At 54.2% G+C, this 23,320-nt stretch carries 20 protein-coding genes and 1 tRNA gene; 8 read left to right on the top strand and 13 right to left on the bottom strand.

Features of this window, described 5'->3' with window-relative positions; all coding sequences use genetic code 11:
• Positions 1-233: 233 nt before the first annotated feature.
• The 7 genes from GOV90_RS10465 to GOV90_RS10435 all read right to left on the bottom strand — a co-directional run bounded on the left by GOV90_RS10465 (position 234) and on the right by GOV90_RS10435 (position 9,163).
• The gene (locus GOV90_RS10465; protein WP_171094740.1) at positions 234-1,520 is read right to left on the bottom strand and encodes a dynamin family protein; all 1,287 of its coding nucleotides are present in this window, start codon (positions 1,518-1,520) and stop codon (positions 234-236) included.
• Positions 1,517-3,559 carry a dynamin family protein gene (locus GOV90_RS10460; protein WP_171172844.1) on the bottom strand — a complete coding sequence of 681 codons (2,043 nt, stop codon included), beginning with the start codon at positions 3,557-3,559 and terminating at the stop codon, positions 1,517-1,519. The genes GOV90_RS10465 and GOV90_RS10460 overlap by 4 nt, the downstream gene beginning before the upstream one ends.
• A 66-nt stretch (positions 3,560-3,625) precedes the next feature.
• Complete coding sequence (locus tag GOV90_RS10455) at positions 3,626-4,498, bottom strand: hypothetical protein (RefSeq protein WP_171094736.1); 873 nt, start codon at positions 4,496-4,498, stop codon at positions 3,626-3,628.
• Between the two features lie 23 nt (positions 4,499-4,521).
• Positions 4,522-4,923 carry a hypothetical protein gene (locus GOV90_RS10450; RefSeq protein ID WP_171094734.1) on the bottom strand — a complete coding sequence of 134 codons (402 nt, stop codon included), beginning with the start codon at positions 4,921-4,923 and terminating at the stop codon, positions 4,522-4,524.
• A 51-nt stretch (positions 4,924-4,974) separates the two neighbouring features.
• Positions 4,975-6,717 carry a dynamin family protein gene (locus tag GOV90_RS10445; RefSeq protein ID WP_171094732.1) on the bottom strand — a complete coding sequence of 581 codons (1,743 nt, stop codon included), beginning with the start codon at positions 6,715-6,717 and terminating at the stop codon, positions 4,975-4,977.
• A gap of 8 nt (positions 6,718-6,725) precedes the next feature.
• Entirely contained in the window at positions 6,726-8,738 is a 2,013-nt protein-coding gene (locus tag GOV90_RS10440) for a dynamin family protein (protein ID WP_171094730.1), read from the bottom strand.
• Between the two features lie 2 nt (positions 8,739-8,740).
• Complete coding sequence (locus tag GOV90_RS10435; protein ID WP_171094728.1) at positions 8,741-9,163, bottom strand: hypothetical protein; 423 nt, start codon at positions 9,161-9,163, stop codon at positions 8,741-8,743.
• A gap of 699 nt (positions 9,164-9,862) precedes the next feature.
• Between GOV90_RS10435 and GOV90_RS10430 the strand changes: the two genes are divergently transcribed.
• The 5 genes from GOV90_RS10430 to GOV90_RS10410 all read left to right on the top strand — a co-directional run bounded on the left by GOV90_RS10430 (position 9,863) and on the right by GOV90_RS10410 (position 12,639).
• Positions 9,863-9,947 (top strand) — tRNA-Leu (locus GOV90_RS10430).
• Between the two features lie 327 nt (positions 9,948-10,274).
• Positions 10,275-10,676: a hypothetical protein gene (locus GOV90_RS10425; RefSeq protein WP_171094725.1), complete on the top strand. Its 402-nt coding sequence runs from the start codon at positions 10,275-10,277 to the stop codon at positions 10,674-10,676.
• A 145-nt stretch (positions 10,677-10,821) separates the two neighbouring features.
• On the top strand, positions 10,822-11,283 hold the full coding sequence (locus tag GOV90_RS10420) for a hypothetical protein (protein ID WP_171094724.1): 462 nt from the start codon (positions 10,822-10,824) through the stop codon (positions 11,281-11,283).
• Complete coding sequence (locus GOV90_RS10415; RefSeq protein ID WP_171094722.1) at positions 11,273-11,650, top strand: hypothetical protein; 378 nt, start codon at positions 11,273-11,275, stop codon at positions 11,648-11,650. The genes GOV90_RS10420 and GOV90_RS10415 overlap by 11 nt, the downstream gene beginning before the upstream one ends.
• A 221-nt stretch (positions 11,651-11,871) precedes the next feature.
• Positions 11,872-12,639 carry a LuxR family transcriptional regulator gene (locus GOV90_RS10410; RefSeq protein WP_171094720.1) on the top strand — a complete coding sequence of 256 codons (768 nt, stop codon included), beginning with the start codon at positions 11,872-11,874 and terminating at the stop codon, positions 12,637-12,639.
• Between the two features lie 7 nt (positions 12,640-12,646).
• Here the strand turns inward: GOV90_RS10410 and tcuB are convergent, their stop codons facing one another.
• From tcuB to GOV90_RS10395, 3 genes are read right to left on the bottom strand one after another with little or no spacing between them, the layout of a single operon-like run.
• Complete coding sequence (gene tcuB, locus GOV90_RS10405; RefSeq protein ID WP_171094718.1) at positions 12,647-13,714, bottom strand: tricarballylate utilization 4Fe-4S protein TcuB; 1,068 nt, start codon at positions 13,712-13,714, stop codon at positions 12,647-12,649.
• A complete protein-coding gene (tcuA, locus tag GOV90_RS10400; RefSeq protein ID WP_171105435.1) occupies positions 13,704-15,098 on the bottom strand; it encodes an FAD-dependent tricarballylate dehydrogenase TcuA in 1,395 nt (464 codons plus the stop codon). The genes tcuB and tcuA overlap by 11 nt, the downstream gene beginning before the upstream one ends.
• Before the next feature lie 11 nt (positions 15,099-15,109).
• Positions 15,110-15,790, bottom strand: a complete 681-nt coding sequence (locus GOV90_RS10395) for a GntR family transcriptional regulator (RefSeq protein WP_171094714.1) — start codon at positions 15,788-15,790, stop codon at positions 15,110-15,112.
• Positions 15,791-15,913: 123 nt separating this feature from the next.
• On the opposite strand from GOV90_RS10395, the gene GOV90_RS10390 reads away from it, so the two are divergent.
• The 3 genes from GOV90_RS10390 to GOV90_RS10380 all read left to right on the top strand — a co-directional run bounded on the left by GOV90_RS10390 (position 15,914) and on the right by GOV90_RS10380 (position 20,223).
• On the top strand, positions 15,914-16,933 hold the full coding sequence (locus tag GOV90_RS10390; RefSeq protein WP_253284768.1) for an AbrB family transcriptional regulator: 1,020 nt from the start codon (positions 15,914-15,916) through the stop codon (positions 16,931-16,933).
• A 234-nt stretch (positions 16,934-17,167) separates the two neighbouring features.
• A complete protein-coding gene (locus tag GOV90_RS10385; protein ID WP_171094710.1) occupies positions 17,168-18,907 on the top strand; it encodes a type I secretion system permease/ATPase in 1,740 nt (579 codons plus the stop codon).
• Between the two features lie 41 nt (positions 18,908-18,948).
• Entirely contained in the window at positions 18,949-20,223 is a 1,275-nt protein-coding gene (locus GOV90_RS10380) for an HlyD family type I secretion periplasmic adaptor subunit (RefSeq protein WP_253284767.1), read from the top strand.
• Between the two features lie 11 nt (positions 20,224-20,234).
• On the opposite strand, the gene GOV90_RS10375 is transcribed toward GOV90_RS10380, so the two are convergent.
• Genes GOV90_RS10375 through GOV90_RS10365 form a run of 3 tightly spaced genes read right to left on the bottom strand, consistent with a single transcriptional unit; the run spans position 20,235 to position 23,246 of the window.
• Entirely contained in the window at positions 20,235-21,242 is a 1,008-nt protein-coding gene (locus GOV90_RS10375) for an ABC transporter substrate-binding protein (protein ID WP_171094706.1), read from the bottom strand.
• Entirely contained in the window at positions 21,221-22,588 is a 1,368-nt protein-coding gene (locus GOV90_RS10370; RefSeq protein WP_171094704.1) for a sensor histidine kinase, read from the bottom strand. Before GOV90_RS10370 ends, GOV90_RS10375 begins: the two co-directional genes overlap by 22 nt.
• Positions 22,578-23,246 carry a response regulator transcription factor gene (locus GOV90_RS10365; protein ID WP_171094702.1) on the bottom strand — a complete coding sequence of 223 codons (669 nt, stop codon included), beginning with the start codon at positions 23,244-23,246 and terminating at the stop codon, positions 22,578-22,580. The genes GOV90_RS10370 and GOV90_RS10365 overlap by 11 nt, the downstream gene beginning before the upstream one ends.
• Positions 23,247-23,320 lie beyond the last annotated feature (74 nt).

Raw genomic sequence — 23,320 nt, 5'->3', positions numbered from 1 at the left:
TTCAAATTTGACTTTATTGGGGCCGCCTGATGGCTTCACTATGGATCGTTTTTCGATCTATAGCATATATAGTTATTTGGGTGTCAAAATATCTATATATTGATAAATGGGGCGACGGCATTGAAAACGTACACCCCAAATTTAGCCGGTTGGTCTACGAACTCGAAACAATAAAGGACCGATTCCTCGGCCCTTCGAATCGCTGAAATGCGCTCAATCTTAACGGGAGATTATCAGGTTCCGGTTTTGGACTGAGCTGCGGCAACCGTGCTGCCGGCCCATGCCAGGTTGTCTCCCAACTGTGCAAGTATGCTGATTGCATCCTTTAATGGTGCATCGCCGCTTTCGAACTGCAACAACAAAAGCAAGTCGGTTGCCTTTTCAAACTCGGCAGGAATCCAATCCGCTTCAGGGTCAATTTCGCCGCCTTGCTCCAGCCGTTCCGCAAAGTCTTCGACAATCTCCTGACAGCTTTGCAAGAAGGCGGCGGGCTCAATATCCGAGGACTCGCGCAGATCTTCGTAAATGCTTGCAATCGCGGCCAGCCAGTCTTCAAGAATGGGGTTGTTCAAGGGGGGCAGGGCGGAGCCTAATGCGGATTGCATTGTTGAAGTATCCGAAAGAGCCGGTTCCGGTTCGGGTCCCTGTAGCTCTTTAAGATACGGCAGGAATTCATCCTGCAAGTCTTTCTGAGCGGCCTCCAGGTCATTGCGACGCCGGTTCGAAGCTACGTCCAGAACTTGTTCGGCAAGGTTCTGTCCTCCGCAAGTTTCCCAAAGTGCGAAGTCGGGTTCCGGCTCTTGAGCCATTGCCTTGACCGCCACCGGAGTGCCAATCGGAACGACCTCGCGGAACATCCCTTCCTTTTCCTTGTTAAGACGAGCCAAAACGCGGTCCAGTGAACCCTGTACCGGCGGCAAGTCTGCGTGTGTTACTGCAAGCAGGCTATTCGAGCGTAGTTCAGGTGGCACTTTCGACCACAGGTGGCGCTCAGTCTCGCGCCACGCGTTTGTACCGTTTGTGCACCAGATGGCGCAGTCGACAAATTTCAGCAGATCCAGCGTATTTTTGTAGGTGTCGTCCAAAGCACCCGAACCAGGAAGATCAAACAGGGAAATTTCCTTAAGCGCAGGCGTATTGATCCCCACCGAGATGAAATCAGGCTCGTCCGCCGCCGCTTTTTCAAGGGCGATACCGGAATATGTCTTCGGCTCTTTGTTCCACCAGCCTACAGTTGTTTCAGGCGTTTCGGCGTAAGCTACAATCACCAGCGGCAGTTTCAGATGTTGCGGACCGGTGGGCAGAATATCTGCACCGGCCAGCATGTTTGCGAGGCTCGACTTGCCCGCACCAAATTCCCCGGCAAACCCGATATTGACCGCGTTGGACAGCCGTTCAGCGTGGGCCAGAGCCCTTGCGCGCATATCCTCCAAAGTCTCGTCCGACGACAGTTTTTCAGTCGCGGTCAGAAAGCGCTCCAGCTGGTGCACTTCCTGTTCGGTTCCGGGAAATTCAATCATTCCGCAGCCTCTGCTTGTCGTTCGTCCGCATTGCCAGTTCCAAAGACGCTCTCCAGATCCGAAGCAATTCGGCGTGCTCTGTCGAATGCAGCTTGTGCTTCGGCCTGAGCATTCAATTCACCGGCACCAGAACGGTGTTCAAAATGACCCGCCAACAGCGCGACATAGTGATCCAAAACTGTGTTCAGCCGTTCCAGCAAGTTGTCTCGTGTGGTGTCGATCAAATCGTCTCCGATCAGTTCGAACTCTTGCACAATCATTCGTTCTGCCCGCGTAACGACACTGTTGCGCGAGATCAGGCGCGACAACCAGTTTACACGCAATTCAACCGTAATTCCACGGGTGAGGGCAGTGGTATCTGGTCTGAACCAGCGAACTGCGCTGGTGTTCATGCGATTGTCGACGGGCTCCTGCCAACCCGGCAATGCGCGTAAAGCTGCGTTGCATTGCATGTCGATCGCATAGAGTTCGCTCAGCATACGCTGGCGGACCACTTGCGATGCACCTTGCACCAGTTCCCGCATGTGTTCGCGCAACGGGGTAAAGTTCAGCTCAGTTGCGCCCCCCTTGGCCAGCAGAGGTGATTGACCATTTGGTCCACGCACCACGGCCGAGACGGATTCAGCAACCGTGTCATCCATCACACCACGCAGATTGGACAGGACATCATCCATGTCACGCGTGATGTCCTGGGTCTTATCGGCAACCAACTTGCGCAATTCGCCAAGCGTCTTGTCACTGTCTTCAGTGTTGCGCGTACCCGAGCTGTTTTCGTCCTTCAACGCACGCAAATGAACCCGTGATCGCTCAAGCTCGCCCCTTGCGAAACTGTCAAGGTGTTGCCATGCCATACGAAGCTGTTCGTCAATTGGCCCGTCAGTGAGGGCTTTGGTGACGTGCCGGCGCAGATCAGGCAGACCAGAGGCGATCATTGCTGCAAAGCGCAATACAGCCTCTCGACTGATCGGACCTGGGCCTTGTTTAATTTCGGCCACGCCGTTTAGGTATTGTTTCATCTGTTCCGGATGCGCCCGCAGCCACGCCAGAACATGATCATGGTTCACACCGGTCTCATCGCCGGTCAAAGCATAGTGCGCCCATTGAGCACTGCCCATCAGCACATCGATATCAGAATTGCCGAGCGCTTTTTCCAACCCGTCCAGAACATCAAAACGGACCTTGGCCGCATCCTCGGGGCCGTCGCCCAATTCATCAACTCGGTTGATGAACACAACAATCTGGCCAAGCTCCAAAGCCTGCATAAGACGGAATAGTTTCAGGTCTGCGCGCGACAAAGCCTGATGTGCGGACAGAACCACCACAAAGAAATCAGATTCCTTGAGGTATTGGCGCGAAATCTCTTCACGGATCAGCAGGGGGTCATTGACCCCCGGAGTATCCGTTACAGATAAGGGAAACGGGAAATGCCCGATGTCAAAATAGACTTCGGCCTTCCGGGTGATGTCACTGTAAAGTCCGCGATCACTGCCGGGGTCAACGCTGCCATCCTCAGCAGGATCATCGCCGGCGCAGACGTAACGCGCCAGGTCGTCTGAGTTCAGTTCATCCAGATCGTGGTGTTGCCCCAACAACTGCTCATAGCTGTCACCCAGGCGCAGACGGGCCCGGGTCTTCATGGCCTCGACCTGTTCTTCAATCATCTCGCGCTTATAGCTGTCCTCGTCATCGGGGAACATGTTACGCAGTTCTTCACCTTCGGCGATCAGGGATTGCCATTGGTGGTTGTCGAAGAAATGAAATTCAGCCCCATCGGTGCGACCGGATGGATGCCCGAAATGCATATCGGTGATCACGGTGGTCCATGGATTGACGTCCGATGGCAGGTACTCCGCCTGCCCGGTGAACCCGTTGATCAGACGGGATTTACCAGCCTTGATCTGACCGACAAAGGCGATTGACGGCTTCAGACTTCCCAGATCTCCGATGATACGCGAAATGAAATGGCGCGTTTCATCATTGCTGGTTTCGTTCATGTCTTCTGCGATGCGAATAAGCTCGCGGCGATGTGTTTCACTCATTACTTACTACCTTGGTCACACAAAATCGGATTGAATTAATCGAAAATTTGAATGCTCGGGGGGAAGTCATCCCTTTTCCCCCTGTAAAGACGTCCAAAGATTGACGACTGCCCCCAGTTTGCGCGCGTCGTGGATAGCAACGGCGATCTGCCCGCTGTCGCTGAGCGCAGCAATTCCAGCACCCTTACCTCCAGATGGGCGCATGACGATAAGGTGGGGGCCGTCAAACTCGTCCCGAGTGTCGTTATCCCAGCCTGCAAGATCCACAGCAAAACGAGCTACGACGTTCTGGTCGGGATGCACATCTTCGGAAGGCTGACAAGAGTCCGCACAGGACAGGGCGGTTTTTTCCACACTGTCGATCAAAACACGGCCAGATGCAAAACGCCTGGCACCGTCAAAAAACTTTTGTGCCAGAAGTGTTTCTGTATCTTCCATCTGAGCTGGCAGAGGTTCGTCCTCCGTGAGCATCTTCACATCCGGCACCACCGAAACAATCGGTTCAGCAGACAATTCGATGGCCGCGCAGGCCCCTTCGATTTCACTGTAAGTCAAGCCAACGTCGTCTGCCTCAAGATCTGAATCCGGCTTGCCGGACATCATTTCAAGCGGGGCAGGGGCGTTCGCGATGTCAGACACAAGTTGAGCCAGTTTTTCGACCAACTCACCGCGCCCTTCGGTTTCGAAGTCAGGCTTCGGTCCAGTCGGCACCTGGAAAACATCTGTGACACGTGAACTGTTCACTTCGATGGCCAGACACGCGCCATTAGAAGCCGTGAATTCCAGCCGACGAGGTAGAACAGTACCACGAATAGCATGCAAAACAGCGCTACGCCTCGCTGCAGCGGACTCGCCCGCGATCGTTACCGCTGGTGACAGCCGCGCAACCGAGGACCGCCCGATGTCTTCGAGCATGTCCAGAATGTCAGTGTCCATCATACCGTGACCCCCTCTGGTCCCGTTCAAACTGCGGCCGCGACCGGCCCCAGACTGAGATGTGATTTTGTAAGCGCCAACCCGACATTTGCGCTGTTGCGGCAGATATAGCAGACCACGTGATCAGGATATTCCTTGGTCCGCAGGAAAATATTAAGGCGATCTTTTGAAAACACTGCGATTTCCCCAAACCCTGCGTTTTCCGACTCTTCGACCCCGGCCTGACGCAAAAGCGCCTCGAACGCAGCCACACCGCGCCCTTGAAACAGGTTGGCCACAGCGATTGCCAACGTATCCAGAGATTCCGTGCTGTTTGGCTCCGAAATGCAACTGCCCAGCAACATCCCGGTTTCCATATCGATATACCCGGCTGCGATGCAGTCGGGTATTGATTCGATCGCTGTGCTCAAGGCGTCCTGAATAGACATTTAAGTCCTTGTTTTTATTAAAGTGTTTCAGTTAGATCGATTCGGCTTTCATTACAATACGTGCCACTCTGCTGCGCTGTTCTCTTTGGCTTTCGGAATGGGCCGCAATGCGTCCTTTGTCTGCTTTTCGCTGTGTTCGATCGCGATTTGGTCGAACTCTGCCAAAAACGCTTGGAACACGTTTCTGAGCCCATCTGCATCCTTGGGCAGATCCGCGCTGTTCGCAATCTCACGCCACATGTCCGATGCGCTCAGGGGTGAGCCAACCGCGACTTCCGGCAATTCCCCAAGCACTGCAATATTCGCGTCCACCTGATCCGGCAATGCAGCTTCAATCAGCCCGCTGGTTTCGGGCTCCGGTTCATAGTCGTCGGCATTGTTTCCGGGCTGAGCCGCCATCAAAGCTGCAATAGACGAAACCGATACTTCAATCCCACGATCTTCAGGTTCGTCGACGTCTCGGATGTGAGCAACCGAGGCGTCCTCATCAACGGTCTCGTTTTGCAAGGTTGTGTTCAACGAAGCCAGAACATCCTCAGATGTATCTTCCTCGTCAGCCGCAGCGCTGACGTCTTCGATGTCGGTGTCCTCGTCAAGAAGATCGTCTGTTTCATCGTCGAAATCGGTACCGCCTGACAAGTCGAATTCATCGACGGTGTCATCCAACCCGGCCACACTGGTCAGTTCCAAAGGATCATTCGATGTGTCCTTGAAAAAGGCACGTAGATCATCGCTTGTATCTGGTTCTTCCAGCGTCGGCGGCTCGGGTTCCGAGACCATTTCAGCCCGCAAACGCTCAGCCTCTTCCGCGTTTATACGCACGCGTTCGGCTTCGTCCGTGCGTCGTTCCACTCTGGCGGGACGAACGGGAAAGCTTGTAACGACCGCAGCATCATCCTGTTCTGACTGAGCTTCCGAGTCCACTGGGTTGACCAACCGCAACGGTGCGGCTTCTGACTGTACCTCGCTGTCAGATTTCCCCGCTGGCCGCACGGGTTGCACTTTCGGCGCATCCGATTGACTCTTGTCGATCTGATACCGGGCCAGTTGATCGGCGCGGTTTTCCATGATCTGCTCTGTGATCTCAAGGAAGCTGTCGATCATCTTTCCGCCGCCGCTACGCGACCACATTTCGGCGTCACCGGTTTTGTCGCGGGCGACGATCGCATCGCGCGCAGAAAACAGAATGGACCGATTGAACAAGTGGCCCGCTTCACGGTTCACGCGGCGCAGAACTTTTTGACGGTCTTTGATATTCAGCGCATCCGCCCGTGTGATCAAAAGCAACGAGTTGTGCTGTAGGCGTTCGGGCAAGGAAACCCAAGTCGCACGCTCGGTCTCGCGCCAGGCTTGGGTCGCATGGGTGCACCACAAAACACCATTAGCCTGGCCGACGGCGCGTTGCCAAACATCGGTTGAGATTTTTGGATCCGAAATACCGGGGGTGTCGATCAGGTCGACCGCCTCAAGAATGTCGGCTTCAAGAAAGACACGTATGAACTGTGCATCGTTGACGCCAACGCTCTCAAGGTCGTCCAGCTCAATGACTTCAATGCTTCCGTCGTGACGTTTGACGTAAGGAGCGCGATTGCCCCAGCTGAACCAAACCGGAGGCAATTGGGTCGCGGTGACCTGCGTCGGCAAGGTCTGCGTTCGCAGCAGAAAGTTCATCAACGTGGACTTGCCGGCGCTGAATTCGCCCATCAGGGCAAAAACCGGCTTGCGGCGGGACCAATGCTCGATACGTTCCCATGCCTTCGGTGAAACAAAGCGTGTTTGTGAATCTTTTGCCATTTTTCTACTTATGCCGCTTCGTTGCTTAGATCTTTTAGGATGTCACCCAGAATCTCATCTTTGGATTTCTGAGGCTGCAAACCCGCCATCGCCGCTGCAGTTTGGCCTGCATTTTTGTCAGCCGATGCCGAAATGCTCAGCAGTGTTTCTTTCTGCTCGCGCATGAAGTCCGTCAGAGTCGCGCGGACGTTTTCAAGCACCGCGGCAATCTGGTTTTCTTCAATGTCCTTGGTGATTGAGTTGGCTTCGGACGCGATCAGACGTGTGTAGTCTGCAGCATAAGCCTCGAACCCTTTGCGTCTTTGCCACCATCGACGCCACCAAGTGCTTTGCAAATCCAGCGCGATGGTCCGGCCAATGCCCAGCGGAGGTGGAACACGGGGTACGATGGGTGCTTCGATGCTGAATTCACCCAGATGATTGCCCAGAATCTTGTGATACAACGCTTCGACATCCGCAGCTGCGGTGGCATATAGCGCCCCGGCGTCTTTGCGCATCGCGCGGGCAAAGCTGAAATAGGCTGCCTTTTGCAGCGTCCGCAATCCCGCAGGGTCGTATTGCCACGTACCTTGTTCACCGTTTTTCTCAAGATGGGCGATCAAAGAGTCTGTTGCGCGTTTGACAAAGCTGGATTCAGCCGAGTTCAAACGTTCCAGCACTTTGTCGCGCAGGGCATTTGTCAGTTCTGCCGCTTTCTTTTCATATTCCGCCGACACGGTGTTGATTGCGTCTTCTGGTGACACGCCGTCCAGGTCTCTGGTAACACCTTCACCTTCGGACAGGTTTTTCGCGACTGCTGTAGCTCGGATTTGGCTTGCGATATTGCGTGCACGGTGACGCACACGGTCCATCAGCCGTGTTCCTGCGCCTTCGGCAATACGCTCATTGATAGCCAAAAGCAGATCGGGCAGGCCGGACAGGGCCCAAATCTTGTCCAACGATGCAGCTTGATCACCGAAACCTGCGGCCAAGTAGAATGTGTTCAGCGCTTCGCGCGACTCTTCGGTCAGAATGTCCGGGTTTCCGGTCAAGGCTGCCTCGGCCCACAAAGCACTGCCAAACACCACGCTTGTATTGGTGTCGATATTGTTTTGCTTCAGTGTATCCTGAATACGATCGCGGATTTCTGGAACTTGGTTGACGGGATCAGAAAGCTCGTCAATCCGGTTGACGAACAGAACAATCTGTCGATTTTCGAACTGCGCAATAATGCGCATCAAAGCCATGTCCATTGTGGTCAGCGCCTGGCTTGCAGCAAGGACGACTACACAAACCTCAGACCCGCGCAGACTGCGCAGCGTGATCTGTTCGCGCACCATGAATGTATCGTTGACACCCGGTGTGTCACACAGCTTCAGCGCGATGGGATATTGCGGAATATCCATGTAAAGCTCAGCCGATTTTGTGACGTCGGCAAATCGACCGGTTTTCGGATCAATATCCGGATCATCTTCGTCGCCCAGGCACACATAGCGTTGGATCAGTTCTTCGTCGAAGTGATCGTACTGATGGCTCTGACCCAGGATCAGGTCAAAATGCTTGCCAAGGCGTTCTTCTGATTTGGCTTTCATCTCGCCAATCTGACGGCGGATGTCATCCATTTCGTCATCTGCACCAGCCCGGTTCGCTAGTTCGCCTAAACGACCGCCGCCGACCATCAGGTTGTCCCATTCCTCCTGCTCAAAGAATGTGAACTTGGCTTTGGTGTCGCCTGGCGGGCGTGTGTTGATGTTCAGGGTCGTGACCACAGATGTCCACGGGTTGACGTCCGACGGCAGCAGGGCAGGGCGCCCGGCCAGAATATTCACAATGGATGATTTGCCTGCTTTGACCTGGCCCACCATTGTGATGCTGGCGGTGAAATTTTCCATCCGCGTCTTGAGGGTCGCCAGACGTGCCGAGGAGCGCGCATCAGCCACCTCAGTCAGTTGATCGATCTGCGCCGTCAGCGACGTCATGGCAGAGGTCATCGGTGCCAGTGCTTCGTTGCCGACAGACAAAAGGTGATCGTTGCGCGCCATGCTTAACCTCCGGTTCCCGTAGCAGCAATCTGGGGTTCGTGCGGCACGCGACCCGCAGGGATACTTGTCAGAGTGTCGATGCGTGCGATCAAATCCAGGGCATTGCTCAAAATCTCGGCCTCGGCACGCGGAGAAATGGTTTCGTAAGCTTTGGAGTCCGCCAAGACTTCGATCGAGCTGAAACGATCGCCGTTCTCAAGGCACGCGACACGACGTCCAGTGGGAAATCCGTGTGATTTCGCGGCAGGCAAAGGCATTCTGGCATTCGCCAAAAGATAGTGTTCACCCGAGTGGGTGCGCAGCGAAATACCAAAGCCCGTATTGGGATGATCTCGGTTCAGTGTCTTGAGTTCACCAAGAAAACTCTCGCGAGCGAAGAAGACAGCGTCTTGCTCGGCGGCAACGGTAGGGTTTAGATCGGTCACAATAGAAAACCTTGTACTGGAGTTGAGCAGAAGACTCGTACCGATGCCAAAGTGGCGAAAAAGACTCATTAACTCCTGTCACACAAGAAGACCCTTCAAGGCGGTCTTATTTTGACGCGAATAAGATTTTTTGGCGGTTGAAATGTGGCGGCTTCATGGCGAGCCTCGCATAAGAATGCCTCAACCCATGCGAGCATAGCAATTTTCTTCGCTTACCGTGCCTGCTGTCGGCAACTATGTAGAGTCTTTGAGTATGGTGTGTGGCAAGTGGATTGCTAAAGTTCTGATTAATATTCAGTAATGTGGATATAATGCTGTTCGGGAACTGTGTTGAGGGCAATTTGTCCGCCTCGCAAGGACGAATTACGCCTCACCGTTGAAGCCAAAGAAGGAAACACTTTCTTTGATCGCTCAACGTAAACGCGTCAGCGAGGATGGCGAAAAACTGGAGCTTTCGAATGGATCCCGCGAAGAATAAGGATGGAAGAAACGGCTCAAGGCGACCAGAAGTTCCCGTGAACTTAGTTCAAGTCGTTTTGTTGGGGGTTCAAATCGACCTTGTTTTGCTTGTGCTCCAAATCAGAGCGACAGGCGTGCTTCAATCAAGGCAACAAAGTTCACGTTTAGCCCAATTTACCTCTCGCACTCGGACGCAAGCTTTGTTATCAGCGCCCCAGTCTGGCGCTGCGGCGCTTGGTTGCGGGTGTGGCGAAATTGGTAGACGCACCAGATTTAGGTTCTGGCGCCGCAAGGCGTGGGGGTTCAAGTCCCTCCACCCGCACCATATTCAACATAATCTTGATTATACCGTTGAGTTCGTGAATTCGATCCTAATTGTTCTGAGGTCTTCGCCACGGGATTCCAACCGCGGCTCACAATCCAGACCTCACCCTTGTAAGCCGAAGCAAATCGGTAAAACGTCGTGCTACCAGTGGCTTGTCTTGGACAACGGCTCCGATGCGAAGACTAAGAGGTTTCGCACCAACCTAGGGAAATTCCTATATTCTTCGACTTTGTCGATTGCGCGATTTTAATACCAGCATTCAATCCAATGCGTGGCGGCACCTAAGTGCAAGGTTTCGCGTAACAAATCGAAAGGAGACCAAGCTTCATGGAAGCTTTTAATGTGTTATTGGTTATTGCCTTTGTATTGGGCTCAATTTTCATACTGATGAACCAAGCCAAAAAAGCCAGGGAAATCTACGGCTTCAACATGGTTTTTAATTGGACATTTGTTTTGGTTGTCCTCAGCCTTGGAACATTGTTGTTTGGCGCTTTGATGAGCAACCCGAACTCCGAAACTTATGATCCTACAAATGCATTGGTTCTGAAGATTGCTACTGTTGCGCTGGTTGCCGGGGCTGGCTTTATCAACGTTCGGCGATCAACTGTAGGCTTTGGAATTTGGTTCACATTTTTACAGTATGTCGCCGCGATTGGTATCATTGTACCGATATTCGTCATCTTTAGCCAAATCCGCTCAAAAGGCGTGTTGTCAAACATGACGCGCTAAATGCAGCCCTGCCCTGCCAAAACAGTACAGCGCCAGGATTTTGGAACTTGCATACCGATAGTTCCCGGTTTCTAGGGCACTGCTTCAGGCAGTAGCATCAAGGAGCAACATAGTGGACAGCTATAGGAACAGGAGCCTGTGCCAAGTGTTTGGCGTTCGGACAAAAATCGGTTTCGCCGTACTCTTTTCATTCATTTTTTTGGCGGCCTGCAAGCCCAAAGAAATCTCGTTGCGCCATATTGGTTCGGTGAAAAGCAGCAGCTCTTTATTTGGTATGAGCCTCGAGAATTGCGCTGTGCGATTTGAGCTGGAAAACGGCAATTCAGAAATCATTCACCACCTGGGCTTTGAGGTCACTGTAATGGACCCTCTGGCGGCACAGGAACCTAAGTACGATATATTCAAGGATAAATGGACAGGTGGTCCGCGTAACGCCTACTCAAGATCCGACCATGTGCGCTATGTCGACCTGCCCAGCGGGAAAAGCACCTTGTTTGTGGAGTTCCCGAAACAAGCTTGCGAAGCCTCATTCGAGGTTCACTTAACGGACATAAGCTGTCGCATCGGCGAAGAAGACTGTGCAGAAGCCGTTGTTTATGAGAACTGAGACTTTGGATTTAAAAACGCTTGGACAAGCGAGGATAACTATGAAGATCGTTAGGTTTACGGCCATCCCATCTGTGGCTCTAGTGCTTGCCGGGTGTTGGGGAGACCGAGACAAGTCTGCATTTGTTGATTTTTGCCTAAAAATGGGGGCAAGCTCGAAGGGGTATTGTACATGTCAATACGAACTGGCCAAAACCGATCTTGATGAGGAAGTTTTTGCCATTGTCATGGCTGGTGCAAAAGGAGACCAGGTCGAAGCCGAAAGGCTTCGAAAAGAGGCTGGATTTGAAGGGTTTCTCGATATGGCGGCCTTATCTATGATTTTGCTGAACTTTGAAAGCAAGACAAAGAAACAGTGCGGCAGTTGACATTCTGCCAGCCTTTGAAAAATTTACGTAGTTTTGCAATCTTCGCCTTTTGTCAGCGGGTACAGCAAATCGAAGCGCCACTTGGCTGCGCATTGTTATCATTTTGCGCGAACGTGTGTGTGCAACTTCGGCGATTTCCCTTTGATCTAAATAACTTGACGGACTGATCATTTCGACGCCAAGATAAACGGCATTGGTGAGTGGTATTTGTTAAGTGCGAAATGAAAAGAATTACTTATATCGACAAAGAAAGAACAAGTAATCTTCTTGAGTTTTCTGAAAAGCTGTCAAATGCAGCAACCGTTGATCTTGCTTGGTCACACTATTCCGACACTTTGTCTCAACTCGGAGTAAAGAGCGCAGTTTATGGCTTTTTCCCAAAGACTGTTGGCCGTTCGATTGCTTCCGAGGTTGTCGCGATGTCGTCTCATGTTGAAGAGTTCAACAAGCTGTACCTTGACGAGGGCTACATTGATCACGACCCATTTGCTCAATATGCGTTGACCGAAGATTACCGACCGATCTCATGGCGAGACCCCCGCGCAAAAAAGTACCAGACTGAAAAATCGGATTTCTTTCTGAATTCTCTGAAAGAGTTTGGAATGGCCTACGGAATTACTGTTCCCGTTCGGGATGCATCGAACTGGAAACTGGGCGGGACAGGCGTGTGTTTTGACGCTGAAAACGACAAAGAAGGGGACAAGATTGTTGCGCGCGCAACTCCGCTGATTGAAAGCATCGCCATGCTGTTTCATTCCCGAGTGCAAGAGGGCGATATGATGCGACAGTTTTTTCCGCTCTCTTCCCGCGAAAAAGAGTGTTTGCTGTGGGTTGCCGCTGGTCTGACCAACAAGGAAATCGCTTTCAAGCTGTCCGTTGCGGACAAAACAATCGAACTGCACATAAAGAACGCGGCTAAACGCTTGAATGCGCGCAACAGAGCGCATGCAGTGTCGCGCGCGTTAATCTATGGTGTCATCGAGCCGTAAGTTGAAACTAAGAACCTCGCTTCCTTTGGGCATCCCGAACAAGTGCCGCGAGACGATAGAACCCATGCGCCATTTTGGTGTATGGTGTCAGCAGGAAGAACGCCAGAACCGAACCCAGATGGATCGCGAGCAGCTGGGGCATTAGAGCCGTCGAGCCAAGGGCGTAGAGCACCAAGCCGCTGAACCCCACAAACCCCAGCAGCAGGATGAAGGCGATATCGCCGCCCCATGCCGACGGGTCGCCAAGATTTCGGTCAGATTTTCGCTTGAGAAGCACCATTGCGCCACACCCGAGTGTCAGAAGAATCCCACCGGAAATCCCGAATAACTTGGGCAAAGACCAGAAACTGTAGGGTGCGTGCAGACCAAAGCCGTAATGCATGACCGTCGCCACCGAGGTCGATGCAAAACACAGCAGGAACCCATACATGATGGCGTGGTGAATGTGCCGTCGGCCCTGGCTGAACCGGTCTTCATCCTCGAAATTGCAGCCCTCACCATGGCCTGCGGCCAAATCCTGCATCTTGCCTGCGCGTTTGAAAGCAGTTGTCAGGTCAGAGATTTGAATCGGTTTGCCGTCAACCTCGGCCCAATAGCGCCTGAGGCTGATGGCTATGCCGAACAGAGGCAGCAGGAAAGCGGGCGCAAAGATAGCGACCATCGCATTGTGGGACAGGACGGCGTAAAACCCCTCACCTCCGCTGGACCCGATGGCGCGGATAGCCCAGAACAACAGGGCAAATCCAATCACAAGTGCCAAAGCGATAACTCCGCCTTGCGTATGGAACCGGCGCGCCAGCGGCTGCGGCCATGCGAAGCTTTCCCAACTGTCCCTCCGCACCTCGGCCAAGGCTTTGGGAAGGTTCAGGTCGAACTCGTGGGGGGCTGTGTACTGGCAGGCATAGTAACAACCCCGGCAGTTGTGGCAAAGGTTGGCAAGTTGGGTAATGTTTCCGTCCGAGAACGCGCGTTCCGCGTGGAGTGACGGGAAGACCGAACAATACCCTTCGCAATACCGGCAAGCATTACAAATCTCGGCCTGTCTGCGGGCTTCCTGTATCAATTCAGTTTGCATAAGTGGCGGCCTCACGTCCTGCGATGCGTCCGAAAACGGTTCCGATGGTCATCCCAAACCCTGCCAGATACCCCTGCCCCAAAATCGACCCGGCCATGGTTTCCCCAGCGGCCCAAAGGTTCTTGATTTTGCCGTTCGGGGTCGAACACTGCGCTGTATCGTCTACTTTCAGCCCGAGATAGGTGAAGGTCACGCCAGTTCGCAGTGAGTAGCCATAAAACGGAGGCTCCGTAATCGGGCGCGCCCAGTTGGTCTTAGGTGGGGTCAAGCCCGAGGTCGCGACGCCGTCCAATTCGGTTGGATGGAAGCCGCTGGTGTCACCACAGGCTGCGTTGAACTCGGCAACTGTTGCTGTCAGCTTGTCTGCCGGAAGGCTCATCTTCGCGGCCAATTCTTCCAACGTGTCCGCCTTCAGCGGCGGAAAAACAGACGGCATGAATAAGTTCAGCGATTTTGCGTCAATGATAACGAAGCCAACCTGGTCCGGTTGCGCCGCCACCAGACGACCCCAGATCGCGTACCGCTTGGGCCAAACGTCCTCACCTTCGTCATAAAACCGTTCGGCGTTCTTATTCACAACGAATGAAAACGGAACGCAGTCCAGGCGGGTCACAATACCCCCGTCGAATTTCGGTGCACGCCCATCAATGGCAACGGCGTGGCACTGCGTAGGATCCCCGACGCTTTCAACGCCTTGTTCCAGTAGATCGGCCAAAACAACGCCCCGGTTATATGGGGTCCCTCTGATCAGGAAGTTCTTCGCGGGCTCTCCCCATGCGCGGGTCAGCCAATCGGTGTCGGCCTGGAATCCACCTGAGGCAACGATGGCGGCCTTTGGAGTGATGCGATGAGACTGGCCTTCATAGGTATAGTCCACCCATTCGATCTGATCGCCGTTCAGCTCTAAATGCGTCACAGCGGCCTCGTATAGCACATCGACGCCCAGACCCGCCGCTGTCCTGTAATACGCATTCACCAAAGACTTGCCGCCGCCCATGAAAAACGCGTTTGTCCGCGCCAGCGAGAGTGTTCCCGACAAAGACGGTTGAAAGCGAACCCCCCTCTCCTCCATCCACGGCAGGCATTCCTCTGACGTTCGAATGGCCAACCGAGCCAGATGTTCGTCGGTTTTCCCATCAGTGACCTTGAGCAGGTCCGAAAGGTATTCGTCCTCGCCGTAGGCATCGACCAAAGGGCCCAAAGGGCTCTGGTGCATACAACGAAAATTACGCGTGTGGCGCGAGTTCCCCCCGCGATAAGGTTTTGGAGCCGTCTCGAGGATCAGAACACGGGCACCGGCCTCGGCCGCCGTCATTGCCGCACACAGAGCCGCGTTTCCTCCGCCAATCACGGCAATATCGTAAGCTTCGGTTTGGGTTGCCATGGTCTATCTGCCTACTGATTTTCGTCGATTGAACGGTCGCGTTCCTGCAACGCACGAATCCGCATTCGCTGTGCTGCCTGAATATGTGCGCGCATTTCGGTTTCAGCCGAAGCACCATCACGGGCTTTCAGTGCGGCCATGATGCGCCGATGCTCGGTCACCGCTGCCGCTGCTCTCTCGCTGTCCAACAATTGCGAGGGCCCCAGGATCAGAAGCGCCTTTTGTAAAGACAACATTGACTTGGCCAAAAACCGATTCTTGGTGGCATCCAGAAGCGTGGCGTGAAAAACCCTGTTGATCTGAGCCGCGTCAGGACCCGTGCCCGCCTCGGCAAGCCGATCATTCAATATGTCCAACTCATCCAGCTCTATGTCCGACGCCGCACGGGCCGCCAGTCGTGCCGCAGTGCCCTCCAGCACCGCGCGCATTTCGTACAACTCCATCACCTCGGCATAATCCAAACTGCGCACAGTCGCGCCCTGTCGTGGGACATGCGTGACCAATCCGTCCGCCTCTAACTGTCGGATCGCCTCGCGCACGGGGGTTCGGCTGACACCCAGGCGCTCGGACAGTTCAATCTCGCGCAGGCGGTCACCGGGCAAAAGTATTCCATCGCGAATCTCTTCCAGCAGACGTTGGTACGTGGAATTGCCTTGTGGACCGGGCTGTAAGGCGGCGTCCTGGATCGTCATCACGGGCTCTCTTGCTTCTTTGCGTGCACTTGTATACACTTGGATACACAATACGTCAACGACGTCGGAACCTGAATCTTGCGTATCCTGTCAAACCAACCTTCTCTCATGACCAAGCGGGCCATGACGTTCAGCCTTGCGGTTTTGGGCACGGGATTGTTCTGGATGTTGAACCTACCCCTGCCCTTTTTGTTTGGCCCGATGAGTGCGTGTCTCATTGCAGCTCTGGCGCATGCCCCCATGGAAGGGTTTGGGCAGATTTCGGTGGCCGCTCGAACGATACTGGGTGTTGCGGTTGGGGCGTCAATTACACCCGCCTTGTTTGCCCAACTGCCCAAAATGGCTTCATCGATACTACTGGTTCCATTCTTTATCTTGCTCATCGCGTTGGTTGGTGTTCCGTTTTTTCGCAAGTTTTGGGGTTTTGACGCGAAAACCTCGTTCTACGCGGCGATGCCCGGCGGGCTTCAGGATATGATCATCTTCGGCACCGAAGCTGGCGCCAACCCTCGTACGCTGTCGCTGATCCACGGAACGCGTGTCCTGATCATTGTAACCCTCGCCCCAATAATATTGACGGTGTTCTACGATGCAGATCTGACCAACCCGATCGGGCAACCCGCACGTGACCTTCCGGTGCATGAACTGATGCTTATGGTGGTCGCAGCATTTGTCGGCTGGAAAGGTGGTGAGCGGATTGGCCTGTTCGGCGCATCGATCTTGGGGCCCATGATTTTGACGGCGGCGCTATCCTTGGGTGATTTCATTCATACCCGGCCACCACGCGAAGCCATATTGGCCGCGCAATTCTTCATTGGCTGTGCAATCGGAGTAAAATTTGTAGGGGTCACATGGACCGAACTACGCCGTGTTGTGGCGGCGGGCGTAACTTACGTGTTCGTTCTTGCCATTCTGGCGGCAGTGTTCACAGCAATAGTCACCACACTGGGGCTGGGGCACCCTGTTGAAGCCTTTCTGGCTTTCGCTCCGGGCGGTCAGGCCGAAATGACTGTTCTAGCGATCGTGTCAGGTGCCGATCTGGGCTTTGTTATTACCCATCACCTAACGCGGATCGTATTGGTCATCATAGGTGCACCCATTGCCGCCAATCTCATTTTGAAATGGACAAAACCCGGAGGATGACTCAGCGCAACACCCTTGAACCTTAGATTTGCGCGACTCAGATCACTTCATTCGGTGTGCCGACCTCATTACGGCACAGGGCTACTTAGCGTAAATTTCGAACAAAGGCTGAAAGGTGCTGTTTTTACCCTCGCGCGTGCGGTTTCTTGCTCAAAAAAACATGTGCAAACTTGGCAAGGCTGAACTAGTTTTTTAAATGCGCGATGCTTGCTGGATTGATGGGGATCGAAAACAGTGAAATCTGAACACCGCCTATCCGCGCCTCCGCGCCATGAACTGCGCAATGTGCGGAATCAAGGCGTCGCGTTTCTGGGGCTGGCGTTTCTGTTCAGCATCTTCGTTAATTTGCTGATGCTGACAGGCCCGTTGTTCATGCTACAGGTTTATGACCGGGTTTTGGGCTCGCGAGCGATTGAGACTTTGACTGCGCTTTTCTTGCTGGTTGCCATGCTTTACGCTCTTATGGCGATGCTCGATTTTGCGCGCGGCCGTATCGTCGCGCGGTTTGGTGCGCGGTTCCAATCCCAATTGGACGAGCGTGTGTTCGAAGCGACGATGCGTCGGTCCCTTGTTCCGCAGGTGCGTTCTGCCCCGGCGACGGCGCTACGCGATCTGGAGTCTATTCGAAATCTATGCTCGTCGCCGGTGCTTTTGGCCGTTATGGATATTCCGTGGACGCCGGTCTTTTTGGGTGCGATCTTCCTGTTTCATCCACTGCTTGGATGGTTGGCCGTCGGCAGCGGTGTCTTGCTTGTTGTAATCGCGCTGCTCAATCAGGCGATGACCAGCCGAAAAGTGGCCGAGGCCCAATCTGCAACTGCGCGGGCCAACGCTTTTTCTGAACATGCCAGGCAAGCAGCCGAGGTTGTGCGTTCGCAAGGAATGCAAGCAGACGTCACAAAACGATGGTTGAGCCAGCGTTCAGACGCCCTGCGTCAGTCAATTGCTGCAAGCGATTGGACTGGAAGTTTTACGTCTCTTACCAAATCACTACGGCTGTTTCTTCAATCAGCCATGTTGGCTTTGGGTGCTTGGCTGGTGCTGCAGAACGAGATGACCCCCGGCGCGATGATTGCGGGTTCGATCCTTCTGGGGCGTGCCCTGGCCCCTGTTGAGCAGGCCGTTGGTCAGTGGGGGGCTGTCGAGCGCGCCCGAACAGCGTGGGTCTCATTGAACCAATTCCTTGATCATACCCCACCGGAAGAAGAACGCATTCGACTGCCGGTGCCAAAAGCGCAGCTTGAGGCCAAATCTCTGACTGTCATCCCACCGGGCGCTTCAACGCCGACATTGCGGAATGTGAACCTGAAGCTCGAGCCCGGCAAAGCCTTGGGCGTCATTGGGAAAAGCGGGTCGGGAAAGACGACATTGGCCAAGGCACTGCTGGGGCTTTGGCATCCTGCCGCCGGTGAAATCAGGTTGGGCGGTGCCACGTTGGATCAGTACGACCCCAACGATCTTGGCAGCCACATAGGGTATTTGCCGCAGCAGGTGACCCTGTTCAACGGGACAGTTGCTGAAAACATTGCACGTATGTCGGAAAACCCGGATCCCGACGCGGTTGTGGCAGCGGCGAAGAAAGCCAACGCGCATGAATTGATCCTGTCGCTGGACAAAGGCTACGGCACCTTCCTGGAGGGCAATGACAGCCAATTGTCTGGCGGTCAGAAACAACGGATCGCTCTGGCGCGCGCACTTTACGGAAACCCCGTTCTGCTCATTCTGGATGAACCGAACTCGGCCTTGGATGCAGATGGGACCGATGCGCTGAACGCGGCGGTACGGGGTCTTAAGGCTGCGGGCAAGTCGACTATCATCATGACGCATCGACCACAGGCCATTTCTGAATGCGATGATCTGGCGGTTGTTGAAAAAGGACAGGTGGTCAAGTCGGGCAGCCGAGATGAAGTCCTGAGCGCGATGGTGCAGAACGCTGGCGCAATCAAACGCAAGCTCAGCCCCGTAGGTGAATGATGGCGAAAAAATCCACTAAAAACCCAGCGCAGGTCTGGAACATGAGAGTACCTGCGTTTGTCGGATTCTTGGCGCTTGCCCTGCTGGTCGGCGGTTTGGGGTATTGGGCCGTCGAGACACGTTTGGCCGGGGCCATTGTGTCTTCGGGCGTGATCGAGGTGCAAAGCAATCGTCAGGTTGTCGAGCACCCTGACGGCGGCGTCGTCGGTGAGATTTTTGTGCGCGATGGCGATGTGGTGGCGTCCGGCGATATGCTTTTGCGCCTGGATGATACTTTCCTGTCTTCCGAACAGACCATCGTCGAGGCACAGCTATTCGAGCTTTTGGTCCGGCGCGCCCGGTTGGAGGCAGAGCGGGATGGTCTGACAACCGCTGAACTTGCAACCTTGCTGAGTGAAGTTCAGCGGGAATACGATATTGATGCCGACCTGATTTCAGGGCAGCAGAACCTATTCGACGCCAGACTAGAGACGCTGTCCCGGCAGGACGAACAACTCCGCAAACAAGTCGTGCAAATCGAAAGCGAGATCGAAGGCACGCAAGCCCAATTGGTGTCACTGCGGCGTCAGGTTGAACTGATCGAAGATGAGCTTGAAGATCAGCAAAGCCTGCTGAATCGCGGACTGACACAAACCAGCCGTGTGCTTGCCTTGCAACGCGAAGAAGCCAGCCTGAACGGCGAGATTGGCCGGTTAGAGGCCGCTGTTGCGCGACTGCGAGGACAGATCGCCTCGACCGAGATCCAGATCGTTGAACTGACCGCAACCCGTCGCGAAGAAGCGATTACCACATTGCGGGATCTGCAGGCACAGGTCGCGGAATTGTCCGAACGCAGATTGTCCTTGTCCGAGCGTCTGACCCGCCTGGACATTCGCGCCCCTGTGACCGGAAGGGTTTACGGAAGTCAGGTATTTGCGCTGCAGTCGGTCGTACAACCGGGCGAGCCAATGATGTATGTGGTGCCTCAAGATACGCCTTTGCTGGTGGCCGCACGCGTGGACGCGATCCATGTGGATCAGCTTCATGTTGGACAGCCTGTGGCGTTGCGTTTCCCTGCGTTCAATCAGCGTGAAACGCCTGAATTGGACGGGCAGGTGTACAATGTTTCGGCTGATACATTCACCGACGAACAATCAGGGTTTACGTTCTATCGTGCAGAAGTCGAGCTGAACGACGGCCAGATTGATCGGTTGAACGGGCAAGAGCTTTTGCCCGGCATGCCGGTGGAGGCGCTGATCAAAACCGATGAGCGTACACCGTTGTCTTATCTAGTCAAACCAATGGCTGACTATTTCAATCGCGCCTTCCGCGAATAAGTCAGACTCCGCTAGTTCTGGATAACTGCGCTTTCCCACTCTGCCAGGAATCTGCGACGCTTCAACCTGTCCAGAAACGTAAGCAGCGCGGGATCCAAGCCGATTGCTTCACGCTCGGACTCAGTGTCATAGGGCGCCAGAGGCGGTAGTGAAAAAGCACCCGTGCCCAGGCCAGACTGGTTTTCAACAAGGTGGCGCACAAATGACGAAGCGGCTTCGGTCTCTGGAGTACCCTCCATGACCAATGCCGTACGCATCATGATGGTTTGAAAGTCTGACGGTTGGATGATCTCCAAAACATCCTTACCGCCCGCTCTGGCAGAGGCGTAGCTGCCCAGTACATTATAGGCTACGGCAATCTGTCCGGTGACAAGATCATCAATCATGTCGGCAGAGCAGCAATATAGACGAACATCCAGCCCGCCCATAACCTCCATCAGACGCCAGTAGGTTTCTGACGCGCGCGCATCCTGCGTGGCGAACAAATAGCCCAGACCGGATTGCCGGATGTCATAGGTCCCTACCCGCCCAAAGAAATCTTCCGGTCGGGCACGCAAGATTTCGATAAGCTGCTGGCGGGTCTCGGGTAAAGGGCCATCTTCGAAAGCGGCACGATTGATCACGATCGTTGCGGGCTCGAACGTAAAGGCAAACAAGCTTTGGTGCCATTGCGCCCATGCCGGTAATTGAACGCCTTCAATGGCCCGGCCAAATCCATCATTTGCCAGTTTCAGCTGCAAGTCCATTGCACTGGAAATAACGATATCAAAATCATCGGGGGCCGCTCGGACAATTCGGTCAATATCAGCTGTACCCGTCACCATGTAATCGACCGAAATACCGGGGTTGTCCGCGACAAACGCGGCAATCAACGGCTCGAACAGAAAGGTATCCGTGCTCGAGATCACGCGCAGAGGTGTTTGGCCCGCTTCTGCATTGAAAACTTGTCGGTCCTCCCAAGCTTGAGCCAACACAGCCGCTGGTAAGACGCACAAAATCAAAGCGATAATGTTACGCATGCGCCGCCCCCTTGCCGATTGGCCAGTTCAAGCGTGCCACCATGTGCCGTTGCTACGTCCTGCACGATGGTCAGACCCAGGCCGGAGCCAATTGTGCCACTTGCGTTTTTGCCGCGCTCAAACCGGCGCGTCAGTGTATCGATTTCGTTTGGCGGGAACCCGGGTCCGCGGTCTTTAACGCGGATTTGAATATGCGGGACTGACGACACTTCGATGCGGACGGCACTGTCAGGCGGTGCATACTTCAGGGCATTGTCGATCATGTTTCGCACGGCGTTCTGGATGAGGATGGGATCACCCGAGTACAGAACCTGAGGATCGCCGTCCAAGGACAGCGACAGGTCCTTCATTTCGGCGATGGGTGTTAAACGTTGCACCAGGTCGTTGATCAGGGCGACAAGGTCGATTTCTTCCCGTTCCAGATGATCGGCGCGAAACGTGATCATCGCATGATCCAGTAACTGCCCCGCGGCCCGAGAGCTTTCATCAATGGCGCGCACCATCGAACGCAAAGCCTCGCGGTTCTCTTCTTTTTCCACCCTTTGTAACGTCGCATCAGCATAAGACCTGACCGTAGCCAACGGCGTCCGCACGCGGTGGGCTGCCTCGGCGATAAAGTCTTCGGATTGGCTTAGGGATTGATCAAGCCGACCCATCAAAGAGTTCAGTGAAGCCACCAATGGTGCCATTTCCCGGGGCACCGGTTTCCTGAACGGGCTAAGGTCCTGCGGCCCCCGGCGGGTGACAGAGGTCGTCAACCTGTTCAGCTGACCAATGGTCGAAGACGTGGCCCAAAAGGACAAGGCCGCCGCAAGGGCGAAAAACCCAATCCCAAGGACCGCTGCATTGCGTGAAATCTGTTCCAGAGTTTCTGCCAGTGCATCCTGCGTTTGCCCCAGTACGATTTCGATTACAGTCTGTTTTTCTAACCCGACCAAAGTGCGGCTGGCACTGACCTGACGGATGGTTTCGCCTCGAATTGTACTGGATTGAAACTGCCACCGGCTGTCACGCTGCCCTGTCAACAGTGACAGGTCCTCGTATCCAGAAAGGAATTCACCGTCCTGAAATATTGCATAAAAAACCCGGTCGTCCGCCGGCGTGCTGAGCATTGCAAAAGCGCCGTATGGAATATCAACCTCAAGCTCGCCTTCACGCAGGGCCGCCGCATCTAGAATAGAGGTCACCGAAGCACCCAGAATATTGTCCTGTCCTTGTTGCGCGACCTGGGCCGCATAGTTGCGGACAGCGACAAACAGCAAAAACGCAAGAAGAGCAGCACCCCCGATGAGTGTCAGAACCAATCTGTTCCGCAGTGATCCTGAGACATTTGGCTCAAGTGGCATGATCCAACCTATACCCCAGACCGCGAAGTGTCGTGATCTTCAGTTCAGATGGCTCAAGATGTTTGCGTAGGCGGGCCACGTAAACCTCGATCGCGTTGTCTGACACCATGTCGTCGTAAGAAAACAGTCGATCTGTCAGTTTTTGCTTGGAAAACACCTGACCCGGCGCATTGATGAACAACTCTAGCAGCCGCAGTTCGCGGTTGCGCAGAGAAACTGTTTGGTCGCCGACAGTCAGGTGGCCTGCCAGCGGATCGAACACGATGCCCCCCACTTCGATCCGTGTTCTTGCGTTCCCAGATTTTCGTCGCAGAACCGCCCGGCAGCGGGCTTCAAGTTCGGCGTGGTCGAAGGGCTTTGTCACATAGTCATCCGCCCCTAGATCCAGCGATCCGATTCGATCCGATACCTGACTGCGGGCCGTCAGAACAATGACGGGGGTGTCCCTATTGCCCGCGCGATGTCGTTTCAGAAAGTCACGCCCATCCCCGTCTGGCAGCATGATGTCCAGCAGTATCAGGTCATAATCCTGGGTTTCTACAAAACCCGTCGCATCATCCAAATTTGCTGCATGATCAACAACATGTCCGTCCAACCTCATCCGTGAACAGATCGCGTTGGCAAGGTCTGGATTGTCTTCAACAAGCAAGAATTTCATGAGGCCTTGGTACTATTTTCAGGCGTGACAGGTTGATGTCAGGTTGATGTGTTTTTGTTCCGTCCAATCTGAGC

The sequence above is a fragment of the Ruegeria sp. HKCCA5929 genome (assembly GCF_013034525.1).
Taxonomy (GTDB): Bacteria; Pseudomonadota; Alphaproteobacteria; order Rhodobacterales; family Rhodobacteraceae; genus Ruegeria.
The sequence above is the reverse complement of the archived record's forward strand: the minus strand, read 5'-3'. Positions and strand labels throughout refer to the sequence as shown.

Excerpts from the sequence above, each read along its gene's own strand:
- GOV90_RS10465 (WP_171094740.1), bottom strand. The coding sequence starts at position 1,520 with ATGATTGAATTTCCCGGAACCGAACAGGAAGTGCACCAGCTGGAGCGC.
- GOV90_RS10460 (WP_171172844.1), bottom strand. The coding sequence starts at position 3,559 with ATGAGTGAAACACATCGCCGCGAGCTTATTCGCATCGCAGAAGACATG.
- GOV90_RS10455 (WP_171094736.1), bottom strand. The coding sequence starts at position 4,498 with ATGATGGACACTGACATTCTGGACATGCTCGAAGACATCGGGCGGTCC.
- GOV90_RS10450 (WP_171094734.1), bottom strand. The coding sequence starts at position 4,923 with ATGTCTATTCAGGACGCCTTGAGCACAGCGATCGAATCAATACCCGAC.
- GOV90_RS10445 (WP_171094732.1), bottom strand. The coding sequence starts at position 6,717 with ATGGCAAAAGATTCACAAACACGCTTTGTTTCACCGAAGGCATGGGAA.
- GOV90_RS10440 (WP_171094730.1), bottom strand. The coding sequence starts at position 8,738 with ATGGCGCGCAACGATCACCTTTTGTCTGTCGGCAACGAAGCACTGGCA.
- GOV90_RS10425 (WP_171094725.1), top strand. The coding sequence starts at position 10,275 with ATGGAAGCTTTTAATGTGTTATTGGTTATTGCCTTTGTATTGGGCTCA.
- GOV90_RS10415 (WP_171094722.1), top strand. The coding sequence starts at position 11,273 with ATGAGAACTGAGACTTTGGATTTAAAAACGCTTGGACAAGCGAGGATA.
- GOV90_RS10410 (WP_171094720.1), top strand. The coding sequence starts at position 11,872 with ATGAAAAGAATTACTTATATCGACAAAGAAAGAACAAGTAATCTTCTT.
- tcuB (WP_171094718.1), bottom strand. The coding sequence starts at position 13,714 with ATGCAAACTGAATTGATACAGGAAGCCCGCAGACAGGCCGAGATTTGT.
- tcuA (WP_171105435.1), bottom strand. The coding sequence starts at position 15,098 with ATGGCAACCCAAACCGAAGCTTACGATATTGCCGTGATTGGCGGAGGA.
- GOV90_RS10395 (WP_171094714.1), bottom strand. The coding sequence starts at position 15,790 with ATGACGATCCAGGACGCCGCCTTACAGCCCGGTCCACAAGGCAATTCC.
- GOV90_RS10390 (WP_253284768.1), top strand. The coding sequence starts at position 15,914 with ATGACGTTCAGCCTTGCGGTTTTGGGCACGGGATTGTTCTGGATGTTG.
- GOV90_RS10380 (WP_253284767.1), top strand. The coding sequence starts at position 18,949 with ATGAGAGTACCTGCGTTTGTCGGATTCTTGGCGCTTGCCCTGCTGGTC.
- GOV90_RS10375 (WP_171094706.1), bottom strand. The coding sequence starts at position 21,242 with ATGCGTAACATTATCGCTTTGATTTTGTGCGTCTTACCAGCGGCTGTG.
- GOV90_RS10370 (WP_171094704.1), bottom strand. The coding sequence starts at position 22,588 with ATGCCACTTGAGCCAAATGTCTCAGGATCACTGCGGAACAGATTGGTT.
- GOV90_RS10365 (WP_171094702.1), bottom strand. The coding sequence starts at position 23,246 with ATGAAATTCTTGCTTGTTGAAGACAATCCAGACCTTGCCAACGCGATC.